The following is a 15,661-nucleotide window of genomic DNA, read 5'->3' as shown; positions in this document are numbered from 1 at the left end:
CGGCTATCATCGGCGGCCTGATTGACCAAGAGGGTGCTATGTTGAAATTTATTGCCGCATCGGCGTTTACCACGCCCGATAACGGCCAGTCCCGCCGTGAGGGACAATTAAGCGACGGCCGCGTCGCCGCGGAAGTCCGCTTTGAAGCCGGCGCCTTCGGCCAACTGAAAAAGCGTGCTGACGCCGTGCACATCCGGGTGATCGACGGCGACTTTGAATTTACCGTCGGCAGCGATATTCTCCTGCTGCAGGCCGGCGAAAGCGTGGCTGTTCCGGCGCAGGTGCCCAGCGGCTGCTTCTGCCTGAGCGCCGGTACGCTGCTGGAAATCAGCGCCTGACGTTAACGGCTGCGACGTTTTATTTACACTGCAGTAATTTGCGCAACAAACTCGCCGCACGGACGCATATTTGCGCCACATTTGCTCTCTTTTTGACTAAACCTGCGCCAGCCATCGGTTTTTTGTTTTGCTTCCCACCCTGATGGCCTTATAATGCGCGCGTCTTTCAGTTGAATGGTTTCAGCCCTTGATCTGTGAAAACGCAATAACAACAATCCTATTTTCCAATCGTTTTCGCCGTATCCCCGCACGCCGGCGCGGGCTGAATTTTTCCGCCCCATTTCAACCACGGTCACCTATTCTTAACTATGATTTGCCCTATCAGGTTCGACTCAAATTCCATACCGGCGGTCTGGCCGTCGGTTTTATTCGTTTTATAATCCATCACAACTTGTAGAAAAAATCGTCATGAAAAAGACCAAAATTGTTTGCACCATCGGTCCAAAAACCGAATCGGAAGAGATGCTGACCCAACTGCTGAACGCCGGCATGAACGTAATGCGCCTGAATTTCTCGCACGGCGACTATGAAGAGCACGGCAACCGCATCAAAAACATGCGTGCGGTCATGGCCAAAACCGGCACCACCGCCGGCATCCTGCTGGACACCAAAGGCCCGGAAATCCGCACCATGAAGCTGGAAGGCGGTAAAGACGCGGCGCTGGTCGCCGGCCAGACCTTCACCTTCACCACCGATCAAAGCGTTATCGGCAACAACGAACGCGTCGCCGTAACCTACCCTGGCTTCGCCGACGATCTGAAAATCGGCAACACCGTGCTGGTTGACGACGGCCTGATCGGCATGGAAGTGACCGATATCAGCGAAAGCGAAGTCGTGTGCAAGGTGCTGAACAACGGCGACCTGGGTGAAAACAAAGGCGTTAACCTGCCGGGCGTCTCCATCCAACTGCCGGCGCTGGCGGAAAAAGACAAACGCGACCTGATCTTCGGCTGCGAACAAGGCGTGGACTTCGTGGCCGCCTCCTTTATCCGTAAACGTTCCGACGTGCTGGAAATCCGTGAACATCTGAAAGCTCACGGCGGCGAGCAGATCCAGATCATCTCCAAGATCGAAAACCAGGAAGGCCTGAACAACTTCGACGAAATCCTCGAAGCCTCTGACGGCATCATGGTCGCCCGCGGCGATCTGGGTGTGGAAATCCCGGTGGAAGAAGTGATCTTCGCCCAGAAGATGATGATTGAAAAATGTAATCGCGCACGCAAAGTGGTGATCACCGCCACCCAGATGCTTGACTCGATGATCAAGAACCCGCGCCCTACCCGTGCGGAAGCCGGCGACGTCGCCAACGCCATTCTGGACGGCACCGACGCCGTTATGCTGTCCGGCGAGAGCGCCAAGGGCAAATACCCGCTGGAAGCGGTCAGCATCATGGCGACCATCTGCGAGCGCACCGATAAAGTGATGCCTAGCCGCATCGACAGCCTGAACGACACCCGCAAACTGCGCATCACCGAAGCAGTGTGCCGCGGCGCGGTGGAAACCGCCGAGAAACTGGCCGCACCGCTGATCGTGGTCGCCACCAGCGGCGGCAAGTCAGCCAAATCCGTGCGCAAGTACTTCCCGGACGCCAACATCCTGGCGCTGACCACCAATGAAGTCACCTGCCACCAGCTGGCGCTGAGCAAAGGCGTCATCCCGCAGATGGTCAAAGAAATCGCCTCTACCGACGACTTCTACCGCATTGGTAAGGAAGCGGCGCTGGCCAGCGGCCTGGCGCAGAAAGGCGATATCGTGGTGATGGTTTCCGGCGCACTGGTGCCAAGCGGCACCACCAATACCGCCTCCGTTCACGTGCTGTAATTTAAAAAGTGACAAAAATCTGATCGACAAAACGCCGCTTTGCGGCGTTTTTTTTGCTCGGGTAAACGATATTTCCGAAAACGCAATAGCAGGCTCGCTATTATTAAGTGAATAATGAATAGGAGCAGTCTGATGGAATCCGGCTGTTTTGCTTCACTTTTTTAACTATTGCGTAAAACAAGATGCAAGTTTGAGCGAACGATCAAAATAAAGCCCTCCAACGCAAAAAATTTATTCTCTTTCGAAAAAAGTTTGTGTAATACTTGTAACGCTACATGGAGATTAACTCAATCTAGAGGGTGTTATAATGAATCGTACTAAACTGGTACTGGGCGCTGTAATCCTGGGTTCTACTCTGCTGGCTGGTTGCTCTAGCAACGCTAAAATCGATCAACTGTCTTCTGACGTTCAGACTCTGAACGCTAAAGTTGATCAACTGAGCAACGACGTGAACTCTATCCGTTCCGACGTTCAAGCAGCTAAAGACGACGCAGCACGTGCTAACCAGCGTCTGGACAACCAAGCTCATTCTTACAAAAAGTAAGAGAGTTTCGGTAATTAAAAACGGCGCACCCTGTGCGCCGTTTTTTTATGTCTGTCCGCCGTGTCAAACCGCCCTTTCTGAACCTGCCCCACGACGCCATAAAAAAAGCCCAGCGCCTGGCTGAGCTTGATACCGCTTACGCGCGCTGTGCGCTACTGTGCCTGGCTGATCGGCGCTGCCTGTGTCTCGGCCTGCTTACTGCCGCCAAACAGCTGTACCGACGGCAGAGGGACGTCTGCAGGGTTCTGCCCGACGCTGACCAGCACCGGCATGCCGGAGCGGCGCGTTATGGCGCTGTCAAACACCGACTTATCCGTTTCTGCGCTATCGGCAAACTTCTGCTGCGACTTGGAGAGCGAAATCGGCATGGTCTGCGGATCGTCGCTTTCAACTTTCGACAGCGGCTGATGCACTTCCGCATAGCGTTTGCCGTCCGGCTCAACCGATACCTTCACCGGCTCGTTGATAATCTGCACGCGGGTGCCCTTCGGCACGCTGTTGAACAGCGCTTCGATATCGTCAGGGCGCAGGCGGATACAGCCGGAGCTGACGCGCATGCCGATGCCGAAGTTGGCGTTGGTGCCGTGGATCAGATACTCCCCATGTCCCATCGACAGGCGCATGGCGAACAGCCCCATCGGGTTATTCGGGCCGGCCGGCACCACCGCCGGCAGCGTCTCGCCTTTCGCCGCATAACGTTTGCGGATATTGGCGGTCGGCGTCCAGGTCGGGTTAGGGATCTTCTGGCTGACCGAGGTAACTTTCAGCGGCGTGTGCATCCCGGTCTGACCGATGCCGATCGGGTAGACGATCACCTTGTCTTCGCCTTTCGGGTAATAATACAGACGCAGCTCCGCCAGATTGACCACAATGCCCTCGCGCTTGGTATCCGGCAGCAGCATCTGCGTCGGAATGGTCAGCACTTTGCCCGGCTTCGGCAGGTAAGGATCGGTGCCAGGGTTGGCCTCCAGCATGCCCAGCAGGCCAATCTGGTATTTGGCGGCAATCGCCTCCAGCGAAAGGCCGGCATCCGGTACGGTGTAGGTGGTATTCTCGCCGATCAGACGGCTGTTCGCCGGCGGCAATGGATATTCGGTCGCATTAGCGGCCTGACTGCCGGCCAACACGGAGGCGAATAGTACGCCCATTAAAGTCAACGCACGTTTCATGCTCTTCCCTATTTTCAGTACGGTTCGGCCACAAGGCTAGCTGTCGCCTGTTCACGGGTAAATCAGACAATAACCTGTTTAATACTAGCAACGTTGGGTGTAAAGGCAATAACTCGCCTAAAAATCAAAGTGTTATAAACTAGCTTCCTGCAGGAATTGTCAATGTAACGTCAACAACTAAGCGGTTGAAAAAACATTGATTTGGCGTTAGCGGCATCGCTCGACGGCGTTTTGTAAAGGCTCATTGACATAATCAATGAGCCGGTATGACGGGCGGGAAAATGATTACAGCTGCGCGGCTTTTTGCCGGATGGCGCGGATCATCGCCTCCAGCCCCTGTGAACGCGACGGCGTCAGATGCTGGCTGAGCGCCAGATCGGCAAAGAAAGGACGGACGTCCAGCAGGGCGATCTGCTGCGGCGTCAGGTCGCGATAGACAATAAACACCACGGTCAGCAGCCCTTTGACAATCGCGGCGTCGCTGTCGCCGCTGAACTCGACCTGGCCCTGCGCGTTTTTCCGCATCAGGATCCACACCTGGCTCTGGCAGCCCGAAATCAGGTTCTCCGGGCTGTGCGCCTCCTCCGCCAGCGGCGGCAGACGGCCGCCCAGCTCGATCACATACAGGTATTTCTCTTCCCAATTCAGGCAGCGTGAAAAATTACGCGCCAGTTTATCTTTATCCGGCAAGTTGGCCATCAGGCTTCCTATCGTTGTTCCACCGCCGGGCGCTTAGCCCAGCAGTCGCTGAATTCTCTGCAGACCGGCCACCAGCCGATCCACCTCCTCGCGGGTATTGTACATCGCCAGCGAAGCGCGGCACATGCTCGGCACCTGATAAAACGCCATCAGCGGCATCGCGCAGTGGTGACCGGTGCGGATGGCGATGCCGTACTGGTCCAGGAAACTGCCGACGTCATAGGCATGGTGATCGCCCAGGTTAAAGGCGATCACCCCGGCGCGCTGCGCCGGCCCGTAGATGCGCAGCTGCGGCACCTGCTGCAGCGCCTCCTGCGCATACTGCATCAGCGCCTGCTCATACTGCTGTATCTGCGCCAGCCCCAGCTGCGACACATAGTTCAGCGCCGCGCCCAGCCCCATGATGCCGGCGGTATTGGGCGAGCCGGCCTCAAAGCGCCACGGCGCTTCGGCATAGGTGGTGCCCTGCGTCAGGCTGACCTGCTGAATCATCGAGCCGCCCCCTTCCCACGGCGGCATCTGCTGCAGCAACGCGGCTTTGCCATACAGAATACCGATGCCGGACGGCCCATACAGCTTATGGCCGGAGAACACATAAAAATCGCAGTCCAGCGCCTGTACGTCCACCTGCTGATGCATCACCGCCTGCGCGCCGTCCACCAGCACCTTCACCCCGGCGGCGTGCGCCTGGGTGATAATTTCCTGTAACGGGTTGACGGTGCCCAGCACGTTGGAGACCTGGGTAATCGCCAGCAGCCGGGTGCGGTCATCGATAAGGCCGGGCAAATCGGCCACATCCAGCGTGCCGTCCGGCTGCAGCGGCCAGACGCGCAGCGTCACGCCGCGCGCCTGCGCCAGCATCTGCCACGGCACAATATTGGCGTGGTGCTCCATCTCGGTGATGATGACGCTGTCGCCCGGCTGCAGCAGGCTGCCGTAGCTGTTGGCCACCAGATTGATGCCTTCGGTGGTGCCTTTGACGAACACGATCTCTTCCGCCGATGCGGCGTTGATAAAGCGCGCCGCCTGTTCACGCACCGCCTCCATTTGCTGCGTCGCCTCCGCGCTCAGGCTGTGAATGCCGCGGTGCACCGCGGCGTAGCCATGGCGGTAAAATTCCATCTCGCGCTCAATCACCGCCTGCGGTTTTTGCGCGCTGGCGGCGCTGTCGAGGTAGGCCAGTGGCTGGCCGTTGACCTCACGCGTCAGCAGCGGAAAGTCCCGGCGCACCTGTTCGATCGGATAACTCATACGGCCTCCCGCGGCAGACGCTGTGCGATATGCGCCAGCACCCGCTCGCGAATTACGTCATTGCCGATGCCTTCGGTCAGTTCCGCGGCAAAGGCGAAGATGATCATCTGCTGCGCATCATGCTTGGCAATACCGCGCGACTGCAGGTAGAACAGCTGCTCTTCGTCAATGCGGCCAACGGTGGCGCCGTGGCTGCATTTGACGTCATCGGCGTAAATTTCCAGCTGCGGCTTGGTGTCCACTTCCGCCACCTTGCCCAGCAGCAGGTTGTGGTTGGTCATCTGGCCGTCGGTCTTGATGGCGTGCTGCGCCACTTTGATCATGCCGTTAAACACCGCTCTGGCGCGGTCGCTGACCACGGTTTTATGCAGTTGGCGGCTTTCACAATACCCCTTGTTGTGCTCCAGATAGCTGCGGGTATCGCAAATTTCTTTCCCTACCGGCAGCACCAGGCTGTTGAGCTGCAGATTGGCGCCTTCGCCGTTCAGCTGTGCGCTGGTGTTATGGCGAGTCAGACCGGCCCCCAGCAGGAAGCTGTCGCTTTTCACCCGCGCGTCGCGGCCAATCTTCAGATCGTTATGAGCAAAGTGATAACTCGGCTGATTCTCAAACGCCAGCTTGCAGTGATGCAGCTGGGCGTTGTCGCCCACCGTCGCGGTCAGGCGCGCGCCGGTAAAGTGCGCGTGCTCGTTCAGGCTGACGTAATGCTCAATCACCTCCGCCTGCGCACCGGCCGCCACCTCCAGATGATGGCGGTGGTGCACGCTGTTAATTTCGCCGGCGCCGCTGCGCCCGCTGCTGATATGCAGCAGGTAAAGTGGACGAGCGGCGACTTTGCCGGCAGGCAGGCGAATCAGGCTGCTTTCCAACGCCAGGCTCTCGGTCAGGTGCAGGAAGATCTCCGGCTGAATCGGCTCCGGCAGCTGATACCCTGCCATTTCCAGCTGGTAATCGCCGAGATCGGCGTCGCTCAGATCGGCGCGATAACGGCCATCGACAAATACCAGCCGGTAGGCATCGAGGGGCAACGCCAGCTCGGCGCAGCGCTCGGCACTGACTGCCGCCGGCTGCGGCGCATGGAACTGATGCTCCAGCAAACCGTCCAGCGGCGTGTATTTCCAGTTCTCATGTTTGCGCGTCGGCCAGCCCAGCCGCAGCGCCTGCTGCCAGTTCGCCAGCGCATGCGGGGAGTGCTCGCCGCCCTGCGCCTCGAACAGGCTGTAGAGCTGTTGCAGCGCGCGTGAATTACTGTTGGTCGGCAAGCCAGCCATAGCCCTGCTCCTCCAACTGTTTCACCAGAGAGAAATCACCGGATTTAACGATGCGCCCCTGGGAAAGTACGTGGACGTAATCTGGTTTGATGTAATCCAGAATACGCTGATAGTGGGTGACGATAATAAAGGCGCGCTTGCCGTCACGCAGCGAGTTCACGCCGTTGGCGACGATCTTCAGCGCATCGATGTCCAGCCCGGAATCGGTTTCATCCAGAATGCACAAATCCGGCTCCAGCGCCGCCATCTGCAGAATGTCGTTACGCTTTTTCTCACCGCCGGAGAAGCCGACGTTGACCGAACGGGTTAGCAGGTCGGCCGGCATATCCAGCAGCGCGATCTTCTCTTCGATAAAATCGGCGAAGTCGAAACGGTCCAGCGCCTCCTGACCGCGGTATTTACGCACCGCGTTGACCGAGGTCTGCAGGAAGAAATGGTTGCTGACGCCGGGGATCTCCACCGGATACTGGAAGGCCAGAAAGACCCCTTCGCCGGCGCGATCTTCCGGGTCCAGCTCCAGCAGATCCTTGCCCTTAAACGTTACGCTGCCGCCGCTCACTTCATATTCTTCACGCCCGGCCAGCGTCGCGGACAACGTGCTCTTGCCGGAGCCGTTCGGCCCCATGATGGCATGCACTTCGCCCGGTTTAATCTCCAGACTCAGTCCTTTCAGGATCTCATTGTCTTCCGCGCTGACGCGTAAATCTTTAATACTTAACATGCTGTATCCTCAGGTGGCGTTGTCACGCCAAAAATCTTGTCGCTGCCGCCAAACCGGCAGGGTTAACCGACGCTGTGCTCCAGGCTGATGGCCAGCAGCTTTTGCGCTTCCACCGCGAATTCCAGCGGCAGTTCGGAGAAAACGTCCTTACAGAAACCGTTGACGATCATCGAGATGGCGTCATCTTCGCTGATGCCGCGCTGCAGACAGTAGAACAGCTGGTCATCGCCGATTTTTGAGGTGGTGGCCTCGTGTTCCAGCTGCGCGCTGTTATTGCGCGCCTCGACGTACGGGAAGGTGTGCGCCCCGCTGTCCGGGCCGATCAGCATCGAATCGCACTGGGTAAAGTTACGCGCGTTTTCCGCCCCCGGCAGGATCTTCACCAGTCCGCGGTAGGTATTCTCGCTGTGGCCGGCGGAGATGCCCTTGGCAATAATGGTCGACTTGGTGTTTTTGCCGATATGGATCATCTTGGTGCCGGTATCCGCCTGCTGATGGCCGCTGGTCAGCGCCACCGAGAAGAATTCGCCGATCGAATTATCCCCCTGCAGGATCACGCTGGGGTATTTCCAGGTGATCGCCGAACCGGTTTCCGACTGGGTCCAGGACATTTTCGAGTTCGCCCCTTCGCACAGCGCGCGCTTGGTAACGAAGTTCAGGATGCCGCCTTTACTTTCCCCGCCGGCGAACCAGTTCTGCACCGTCGAGTATTTCACCTCGGCGTCTTTATGCAGGATCACTTCCACCACCGCCGCGTGCAGCTGGTAACTGTCGCGCACCGGCGCGGAGCAGCCTTCAATATAACTGACGTAGCTGCCCTCATCGGCAATCAGGATGGTGCGTTCGAACTGGCCGGTTTTCGCCGCGTTGATGCGGAAATAGGTGGACAGCTCCATCGGACAGCGAACGCCCTTCGGCACATAGACGAAGGTGCCGTCGGAAGCCACCGCGGCGTTCAGCGCCGCAAAGAAGTTATCGTTGGACGGCACCACCCGGCCGAGATACTGGCGCACCAGCTCCGGGTGCTCCTGAATCGCTTCGCCGAACGAGCAGAAAATCACCCCGCTTTCCGCCAGTTTCTCACGGTAAGTGGTGGCAACGGACACCGAGTCGAAAATGGCGTCCACCGCCACTTCGCTGCCCTCGCGTACCGGCACGCCCAGCTGTTCGAACGCCTGCTCCACTTCGCTGGTCAGGTAGCCGTTCTCATTCAGCGCGGCGCCCGTCTGCTGCTCGGCCCCCGGCTGGGAACCGCAGGCGTCGTCGCAGCTGCCGCAGGACGGCGCCGAGTAATAGCTGTAATCCTGATAGTTCAGCTTGTCATAATTGGCCTTCAGCCAGTGCGGCTCTTCCATCTGCAGCCACGCGCGGTAAGCCTCGAGGCGGAATTCCAGCATCCACTCAGGCTCGTTGCGCTTGGCCGAGATCGCCCGCACCACCTCTTCGTTAATGCCTTTGGCGAGCTCATCGGTCTGCAGCTGGGTAAAGAAGCCTTCTTTATAGCGTCCCTCGCTGACCCAGGCCTGCACATTATCAGGAACTTCTACATTTACATTGCTTCGTGTCATGGCGATCACATCACTCAAACGCCAAAGCTCTCGCCGCACCCGCAGGCGTGCTGAGCTTTAGGGTTATTGAACTTAAATATCTGATTCAGCCCTTCGCGGACGAAATCCACCGTGGTGCCGTCGATAAACGGCATCGCTTTTAACGGCACATACAGCCTGGCGCCGTCGCGCTCAAACAGCAGATCGTCGTCGGCCGGCTCGCGGGTCAGATCCAGCACGTAGCCGAAGCCGGCGCAGCCGGACTGTTTCACACTCAGCTGCAGCCCTTTTACCTGCGGGTCCTGCTGCATCAGTTTAATGATTTGCTGCACGGCGCTGTCGCTGAGCGAAATCCCCTGCCAGGTCTGCTCATCCAGCGAAAAAGTGCCGACATTTTCTGTTTGCATATGACCTACCTCATACTGGTCTCTGACGAGACGCATCATCCTCTTCCCGTCGTGTTACACGCGACGCGCGCACGCTGCGCGGGATATCTGCCAGCCATGTTAGTGATAATGATTATCACTTCAACCGTTGATTTTGCAGGGGTATCGCCCCCGCGGCCCGATTTTCCATCTTCCGACCGGCAAGCTGCGCGGACACCCGGCGCGGCGATGGCCGCGTACCGACGGCCAGCATTTCCTACCAGACTGAATTTTAATGCTTTTACTTGCATTTTATCCGCGAACCGCCCTGTCCCGTATTGCTGCCGGCCGTGCCAATTCGTCGTTGCTTAAACATTCATAGAAAATACCTATTTCTGCCATGCTGTCTGGTTTAAAAATGCCCTTGCGCGCTAAAACGTCGCCGCCGTCACACCGGCGGTGAATTTTCCTTATAGGTTAAAGTTTAGTCGTTAGCGGGCAAATGGATCGCTACGCTCTGAATACCGAAGCAGGAAAAAAAATTTCGCCGTGATGATTGATCGCCGCAGCGGCTGCAAATATGATAATGATTATCATTTACTTTATCAGGCGTGGGCAAATGAACATTTCGATGAATGCATGGCTGCTGGGCAAGATTGATGAGTACAAATTCAGTATCCGCGACGCCACGGTGGATTTCTATATGGCGGAGGCGGCGCTCAAGCGGCCGACGTGCAACGTCGATCACCTGAAGCGTTACAACGGCGTCTGCCTGAATATGGCCAATCTGTGCCTGGAGAACGGCGACGACGACAGCTATCTGCACGCCCTCAGCAAGCTGCATAACCGGCTGATCGTCGAGATCAACAATCCGCAGCGCTGTCAGCTGTTTCGGGTACAGAGCTACCATTTTGCGCGCCACACCCTGACGCTGATCTGTCAGAAATACGCCATGGAGGGAACCTGGGAAAAGGCTAACGCCTATCAAAAGGACTTCGTCAAACGCGTGCCCTTTCAGCTGTAAGGGCAAAGAATAAGGCCCGGCGCGGACGCCGGGCCTCAGTGTGTTACTCAATCACCGCCGTGGTCAGGCGGGAGATGCAGCACAGCTTATCCCGCTTGTCGAAAATCTCGATCTGCCAGACCTGATTGCGCCGTCCGGCGTGCAGCGCCCGGCAGACGCCGCGCACCCGGCCGTCAAACGCCGGCCGCAGATGGTTGGCGTTGATCTCCACCCCCACCACCTGCTGGTCGCCGGTGGTGCACAGGTAGCCGGCCATCGACCCCATCGACTCCGCCAGCACCACCGACGCGCCGCCGTGCAGCAAGCCAAAAGGCTGCGTGGTGCGCGAGTCTACCGGCATGGTGGCTTCCAGAAAATCGTCGCCGATTTGGGTAAATTCAATCCCCACATGCCCCACCATGCAGCCCTCTCCGGAACGGTTTAACTGTTCCAGCGTTGTCTCTCGTTTCCACAGCTTCACGCAATCATCTCCAGCAGCGCCTGTAATGGATGCCGCACGCCGTTGCCCTCAATCCGTTTGACCTGGCTGCGGCAGGAATAGCCGGTGGCCAGGCAACGTTGACGCGGCAACCGCCGCAGCGCCTGATGCCATGATAACTCATAAATCCCGAGCGAATTTTGCAGGTTCTTGCTTTCATGACCATAGGTGCCGGCCATGCCGCAGCAGCCTACGCTGACGCTTTCCAGTTTGGCGCCGAAGCGGGCGAAGATCGACGCCCACTGCTGGCTGCTGGCCGGCAGCGCGGTGGTTTCGGTACAGTGGCCGAACAGATACCAGGCTTCGCCGGTGGCCGGCTGTTCTGCCCGCTCCGCCAGCAACGCCTGCAGCCATTCATGCACCAGCTGTACGCGGAAATCGCCGCGCGTCTCGCCGAGGATCTCCTGGTATTCATCGCGGTAGCACAGCACCAAGGCCGGATCGACCCCGACCATCGGCATCCCCAGCCGGGCGACGCGGTTAAGGAAATCGGCGGTCTTGCGCGCCGTTTTGGCAAAGCGCGTCAGGAAGCCCTTCACATGCTGCGCCTTGCCGTTTGGTGAGAACGGCAGCAGCACCGGCCGGTAGCCGAGTTTTTCCACCAGCCGGACAAAGTCCGCCACCACCACGGCGTCATAGTAGCTGGTGAACGGATCCTGCACGATCAGCACATACTGCTCGCGCGCGGCATGCGGCAGCGCCTCCAGCTGTTCAAGCGTCATATTGATCGCCTGATGGCCGGACAGCTGCTGACGCAGCGTCGGGCTGGAGAGCAGCGGCACATCGACCATGCCGATGGCGTTGCGGTTCAAATCGCGCAGCCACGGCTGCTTCAGGAAGAAGTTGAACACCTTCGGCGCCTTGGCCATCAGCGGCGCATAGCTCTCCACGCCGGCCACCACGTAGTCACTGGCGGGACGCAGATAGCGCGTGTGGTACAGCTGCAGGAAACGCGAGCGGAATCCCGGCACGTCAATCTTGATCGGGCACTGGGTTGAGCAGGCCTTACAGGCCAGGCAGCCGGACATCGCTTCTTTCACCTCGTGCGAGAAGTCATACTCGCCCTTATCGGCGTACCAGCTGTTGCGCGTTTTTTCGATCAGATTACGGAAGCTCATACGCTGCTGCGGCAGCTGTTGCTCCAGCTGCAGCGGGTCGACGCCCTGCTCGCTGAGCAGGCGCAGCCATTCGCGCACCAGCGCGGCGCGCCCTTTCGGCGAATGAATGCGGCTGCCGGTGATTTTCATCGACGGACACATCGGGCTGCGCGCGTCAAAATTGAAGCACAGGCCGTTGCCGTTGCACTCCATGGCGCCGCGGAAGGAACTACGTACGGCGATCGGAATGCGGCGATCCAGCGTGCCGCGTTTTACCGCGTCCACCTTCATCATCGGCGCATCGACGCCGAGCGGCGGACAGATTTTGCCGGGGTTAAGGCGATTGTCCGGGTCGAACGCCGCCTTGATGCGGCGCAGCTCGTCATACAGCGTCTCACCGAAGAACGCCGGGCTGTATTCGGCGCGGAAGCCCTTGCCGTGTTCGCCCCACAGCAGGCCGCCGTATTTGGCGGTGAGCGCCACCACGTCGTCGGAGATCTGCTTCATCAGCATCTCCTGCTGCGGATCGCACATATCCAGCGCCGGACGCACATGCAGCACCCCGGCGTCAACATGGCCGAACATGCCGTAGCTCAGGTTGTGTCCGTCGAGCAACTGGCGGAACTCGGCGATATAGTCCGCCAGGTGCTGCGGCGGCACGCAGGTATCTTCCGCGAACGGGATCGGCTTGGCCTGCCCTTTGGCGTTGCCCAACAGCCCGACCGCCTTTTTACGCATGCCGTAGATCCGCTCGATGCCAGCCAGATCGCCGCACACCTGGTAGCCAATCACGCCGGCCTGCCGCTCCGCCATCAGCGAGTCCAGACGCTGGCACAAGTCGTCCAGCTGCTGTTCAATCAACGCTTCATCATCGCCGGCAAACTCGACGATATTCAGCCCCAACATCTCCTTATCCGGCACGTCGGCGATCAGCTCACTGACCGAATGCCAGACAATATCTTCCCGCGCCAAATTCAGCACCTTGGAGTCGATGGTCTCCACCGACAGCGCCTTGGCCTCCACCATAAACGGCGCATTGCGCAACGCCGAATCAAACGAATCGTACTTGACGTTCACCAGCCGGCGCACCTTGGGCAGCGGCGTAATGTCCAGCCGCGCTTCGGTGATAAACGCCAGCGTGCCTTCGGCGCCGGTCAGAATGCGCGTCAGATCGAAGGTCTGCAGATCGTCGCTCAGCACGTGGCGCAAATCATAGCCGGTCAGGAAGCGGTTGAGCTGAGGGAATTTTTCCAGAATCAGCGCGCGCTGGTCGCGGCAGCGGTTCAGCACGGTGTGGTAAATGCGCCCTTCGGAGGTTTCTTCCTGGGCAATCGTTTCCGCCAGCGCCGTCGGCATGGCGCGGGTGTCGATCATATCGCCGCCCAGCAGCACCGCGCGCAGACCCAGTACGTGATCGGAGGTTTTGCCGTACACCAGCGAGCCCTGCCCGGAGGCGTCGGTATTGATCATGCCGCCCAGCGTGGCACGGTTGCTGGTGGAGAGTTCCGGTGAAAAGAAGTAGCCGAACGGCTTCAGGTACTGATTGAGCTGATCTTTGATGACCCCGGCCTCGACCCGCACCCAGCCCTGCTCCAGATTGATGTCCAGAATGCGGTTCATATGGCGCGACATATCCACCACGATACCGCTGTTGAGCGACTGGCCGTTGGTGCCGGTGCCGCCGCCGCGCGGGCTGAAAGTCAGCGTATTGAAACGTTCCTCGCCGGCCAGCCGCGCAATCAGCGCCACATCGGCGGTGGAGCGCGGAAACAGCACCGCCTCCGGCAGCAGTTGGTAAATGCTGTTATCGGTCGCCATCGTCAGGCGATCGGCATAGCTGGTGGCGATATCGCCGTTGAATCCGTTGTGCTTTAACGCTTCCAAAAAATCCAGCACCCGCTGAACCAACCCGGGCGCCTGAGCTATTTGTGGGATCATTGCTTTTGTAGACCCTGTCCGTCTCATTTTGATGCGCTGATAAACGCTGAATCAGGCCCGTCGCAGGCCTGCCCTAAATTTTTGTTATCGCTATAGATGACATATTGAAATGGATACCGGGGAAAAACAAGCAGAGCTGACCACCTTTAAGCAAACGGCTGCCTTGCCGTAACCATATTCATTGTTGGTCCGGCACATTTTCCCCCACCAAGTAACGCGGGTATTGGATGACAACCAGAGTGAAAATGCACGGTGCTTTATCAGACTCAATCACCCAATGTATCGTCTCTCCATTTCAACACATTGAAACCGCCCCCCCTATTGGTTATGTTACGAACAAATGTCGTTGAGGATGTGAGTATGGATACTATTGAAGAGTCAGGTGGGACTTACTTCTACGCAGGAAGATACAATTTAAGTGCCAGCGAGTTGTTTTTCATCATTTTCTGTGAAGAAACGGCCAACCAATTAGGCATCGATGACTTTGCAGCTATTGTCGCGATTTATTCAGGACGTAATATCTCCAAAACAAGGGCCAAACCTGCAGGAACTATTAAAGACACCTCCTATGCTTCCCGAGGAGCAAGGCGAATATTTGGTCTGGCTACCTTTCCATGGGGAATCAAACTTCCATCGATAATTGGCGGTTACCCTCCAAGTACCATGAAATTCCGAATGACAGCAAAGATAGGTACCTTTACTGGCAGAGCAGTGCCTGTTGTCGGGTGGATAATTCTTGCCAAGGATGTAACCGAAATTTCGTTCAAAACTGTAACTAAATACAACATGATAGCGAGAGGCGCCGACAAGTTATGGTAGATGAAATCGAAGAACAGATTTATGCGTTGGTCCGCAAACATGATGGTGTCTATCTGTTTAAGGAAAAAACGCTCACCCCAGACACTGACCTGGACACGGATCTACAACTGGAAGACGATGAAGCGGAAGCATTGATGAACGAGTTTTTTGAACAATTTGGCGTTGAGAGGGGGAGTTTTGCCCTAGAAACCTACTACCCAGCGGATCCGCCGCTGCGCGAACTGTTAAATCCGTTCAAGAAGAGGGATATCCCTATAGTCCCTGATTTTACCATTAATATGCTCATCGAATCCGCCAAGGCTGGCCGCTGGCTGTATAAATGAAGTCTCCACGTCCGGCCTATGGCCGGGATTTGTTGCCTGCTCCATGCGGACTGACAACCCTTTCTGTTTTTGTCATTCTTACTACGCCACCCCAGCAGGCAGGACAAACCGTATCCGCCGGCGCGCTCGCCCCCATCCATCAGTATTAATTACCTGTCACACTGTGAAATTTAGCCAAAATGCATCATGATTAACGGGAACAACGGAATTTATCCCCCGCCAATCGCTGGCGGGCGGGTACTGCAAACCATAGGAT

The 15,661-nt window shown here is 57.7% G+C and carries 16 protein-coding genes; 6 read left to right on the top strand and 10 right to left on the bottom strand.

Going from position 1 to position 15,661, the window contains the following annotated elements:
• Positions 1-38: 38 nt before the first annotated feature.
• Positions 39-338 carry a cupin gene (locus CLM71_RS10695; RefSeq protein WP_105233313.1) on the top strand — a complete coding sequence of 100 codons (300 nt, stop codon included), beginning with the start codon at positions 39-41 and terminating at the stop codon, positions 336-338.
• A gap of 23 nt (positions 339-361) precedes the next feature.
• Here the strand turns inward: CLM71_RS10695 and CLM71_RS23945 are convergent, their stop codons facing one another.
• Positions 362-628: a hypothetical protein gene (locus CLM71_RS23945; RefSeq protein ID WP_145961127.1), complete on the bottom strand. Its 267-nt coding sequence runs from the start codon at positions 626-628 to the stop codon at positions 362-364.
• 118 nt (positions 629-746) lie between these two features.
• On the opposite strand from CLM71_RS23945, the gene pykF reads away from it, so the two are divergent.
• Positions 747-2,159 (top strand): pyruvate kinase PykF, encoded by a 1,413-nt coding sequence (pykF, locus tag CLM71_RS10690; RefSeq protein WP_105230979.1) that lies wholly within the window; start codon positions 747-749, stop codon positions 2,157-2,159.
• Positions 2,160-2,466: 307 nt separating this feature from the next.
• Positions 2,467-2,703, top strand: coding sequence for a major outer membrane lipoprotein (locus tag CLM71_RS10685; protein ID WP_015672157.1), 237 nt, complete (start codon positions 2,467-2,469; stop codon positions 2,701-2,703).
• 152 nt (positions 2,704-2,855) lie between these two features.
• Here CLM71_RS10685 and CLM71_RS10680 read toward each other — a convergent pair whose 3' ends face one another.
• The 7 genes from CLM71_RS10680 to sufA form a co-directional block, all read right to left on the bottom strand.
• A complete protein-coding gene (locus CLM71_RS10680) occupies positions 2,856-3,872 on the bottom strand; it encodes a L,D-transpeptidase family protein (RefSeq protein ID WP_105230978.1) in 1,017 nt (338 codons plus the stop codon).
• A gap of 285 nt (positions 3,873-4,157) precedes the next feature.
• A complete protein-coding gene (sufE, locus tag CLM71_RS10675) occupies positions 4,158-4,571 on the bottom strand; it encodes a cysteine desulfuration protein SufE (protein ID WP_105230977.1) in 414 nt (137 codons plus the stop codon).
• A 33-nt stretch (positions 4,572-4,604) separates the two neighbouring features.
• A complete protein-coding gene (sufS, locus tag CLM71_RS10670) occupies positions 4,605-5,822 on the bottom strand; it encodes a cysteine desulfurase SufS (protein ID WP_105230976.1) in 1,218 nt (405 codons plus the stop codon).
• Positions 5,819-7,093 (bottom strand): Fe-S cluster assembly protein SufD, encoded by a 1,275-nt coding sequence (gene sufD / locus CLM71_RS10665; protein ID WP_105230975.1) that lies wholly within the window; start codon positions 7,091-7,093, stop codon positions 5,819-5,821. The genes sufS and sufD overlap by 4 nt, the downstream gene beginning before the upstream one ends.
• Positions 7,068-7,814 carry a Fe-S cluster assembly ATPase SufC gene (gene sufC, locus CLM71_RS10660; RefSeq protein WP_105230974.1) on the bottom strand — a complete coding sequence of 249 codons (747 nt, stop codon included), beginning with the start codon at positions 7,812-7,814 and terminating at the stop codon, positions 7,068-7,070. The genes sufD and sufC overlap by 26 nt, the downstream gene beginning before the upstream one ends.
• 62 nt (positions 7,815-7,876) lie before the next feature.
• Complete coding sequence (gene sufB, locus CLM71_RS10655) at positions 7,877-9,382, bottom strand: Fe-S cluster assembly protein SufB (RefSeq protein WP_105233311.1); 1,506 nt, start codon at positions 9,380-9,382, stop codon at positions 7,877-7,879.
• Positions 9,383-9,396: 14 nt separating this feature from the next.
• On the bottom strand, positions 9,397-9,768 hold the full coding sequence (gene sufA / locus CLM71_RS10650) for a Fe-S cluster assembly scaffold SufA (protein ID WP_015672150.1): 372 nt from the start codon (positions 9,766-9,768) through the stop codon (positions 9,397-9,399).
• Positions 9,769-10,345: 577 nt separating this feature from the next.
• On the opposite strand from sufA, the gene CLM71_RS10645 reads away from it, so the two are divergent.
• A complete protein-coding gene (locus tag CLM71_RS10645) occupies positions 10,346-10,750 on the top strand; it encodes a hypothetical protein (protein ID WP_105230973.1) in 405 nt (134 codons plus the stop codon).
• Between the two features lie 43 nt (positions 10,751-10,793).
• On the opposite strand, the gene menI is transcribed toward CLM71_RS10645, so the two are convergent.
• The gene (gene menI / locus CLM71_RS10640; RefSeq protein ID WP_105230972.1) at positions 10,794-11,210 is read right to left on the bottom strand and encodes a 1,4-dihydroxy-2-naphthoyl-CoA hydrolase; all 417 of its coding nucleotides are present in this window, start codon (positions 11,208-11,210) and stop codon (positions 10,794-10,796) included.
• Positions 11,207-14,263: an FAD-binding and (Fe-S)-binding domain-containing protein gene (locus tag CLM71_RS10635; RefSeq protein WP_105230971.1), complete on the bottom strand. Its 3,057-nt coding sequence runs from the start codon at positions 14,261-14,263 to the stop codon at positions 11,207-11,209. Before CLM71_RS10635 ends, menI begins: the two co-directional genes overlap by 4 nt.
• A 360-nt stretch (positions 14,264-14,623) precedes the next feature.
• Between CLM71_RS10635 and CLM71_RS10630 the strand changes: the two genes are divergently transcribed.
• Both CLM71_RS10630 and CLM71_RS10625 read left to right on the top strand, forming a co-directional pair.
• Complete coding sequence (locus CLM71_RS10630; protein ID WP_015672146.1) at positions 14,624-15,082, top strand: STM2901 family protein; 459 nt, start codon at positions 14,624-14,626, stop codon at positions 15,080-15,082.
• Positions 15,076-15,405 carry a DUF1493 family protein gene (locus CLM71_RS10625; protein WP_105230970.1) on the top strand — a complete coding sequence of 110 codons (330 nt, stop codon included), beginning with the start codon at positions 15,076-15,078 and terminating at the stop codon, positions 15,403-15,405. The genes CLM71_RS10630 and CLM71_RS10625 overlap by 7 nt, the downstream gene beginning before the upstream one ends.
• Positions 15,406-15,661: the final 256 nt, after the last annotated feature.

This window comes from Serratia sp. MYb239, from assembly GCF_002966855.1.
GTDB lineage: Bacteria > Pseudomonadota > Gammaproteobacteria > Enterobacterales > Enterobacteriaceae > Serratia_B > Serratia_B rhizosphaerae.
This window is presented reverse-complemented; position numbering and strand designations above follow the sequence as displayed.

Bases quoted from the DNA above. Each gene is read 5' to 3' on its own strand.
- CLM71_RS10695 (WP_105233313.1), top strand. From the start codon at position 39: ATGTTGAAATTTATTGCCGCATCGGCGTTTACCACGCCCGATAACGGC.
- pykF (WP_105230979.1), top strand. From the start codon at position 747: ATGAAAAAGACCAAAATTGTTTGCACCATCGGTCCAAAAACCGAATCG.
- CLM71_RS10685 (WP_015672157.1), top strand. From the start codon at position 2,467: ATGAATCGTACTAAACTGGTACTGGGCGCTGTAATCCTGGGTTCTACT.
- CLM71_RS10680 (WP_105230978.1), bottom strand. From the start codon at position 3,872: ATGAAACGTGCGTTGACTTTAATGGGCGTACTATTCGCCTCCGTGTTG.
- sufE (WP_105230977.1), bottom strand. From the start codon at position 4,571: ATGGCCAACTTGCCGGATAAAGATAAACTGGCGCGTAATTTTTCACGC.
- sufS (WP_105230976.1), bottom strand. From the start codon at position 5,822: ATGAGTTATCCGATCGAACAGGTGCGCCGGGACTTTCCGCTGCTGACG.
- sufD (WP_105230975.1), bottom strand. From the start codon at position 7,093: ATGGCTGGCTTGCCGACCAACAGTAATTCACGCGCGCTGCAACAGCTC.
- sufC (WP_105230974.1), bottom strand. From the start codon at position 7,814: ATGTTAAGTATTAAAGATTTACGCGTCAGCGCGGAAGACAATGAGATC.
- sufB (WP_105233311.1), bottom strand. From the start codon at position 9,382: ATGACACGAAGCAATGTAAATGTAGAAGTTCCTGATAATGTGCAGGCC.
- sufA (WP_015672150.1), bottom strand. From the start codon at position 9,768: ATGCAAACAGAAAATGTCGGCACTTTTTCGCTGGATGAGCAGACCTGG.
- CLM71_RS10645 (WP_105230973.1), top strand. From the start codon at position 10,346: ATGAACATTTCGATGAATGCATGGCTGCTGGGCAAGATTGATGAGTAC.
- CLM71_RS10635 (WP_105230971.1), bottom strand. From the start codon at position 14,263: ATGATCCCACAAATAGCTCAGGCGCCCGGGTTGGTTCAGCGGGTGCTG.
- CLM71_RS10630 (WP_015672146.1), top strand. From the start codon at position 14,624: ATGGATACTATTGAAGAGTCAGGTGGGACTTACTTCTACGCAGGAAGA.
- CLM71_RS10625 (WP_105230970.1), top strand. From the start codon at position 15,076: ATGGTAGATGAAATCGAAGAACAGATTTATGCGTTGGTCCGCAAACAT.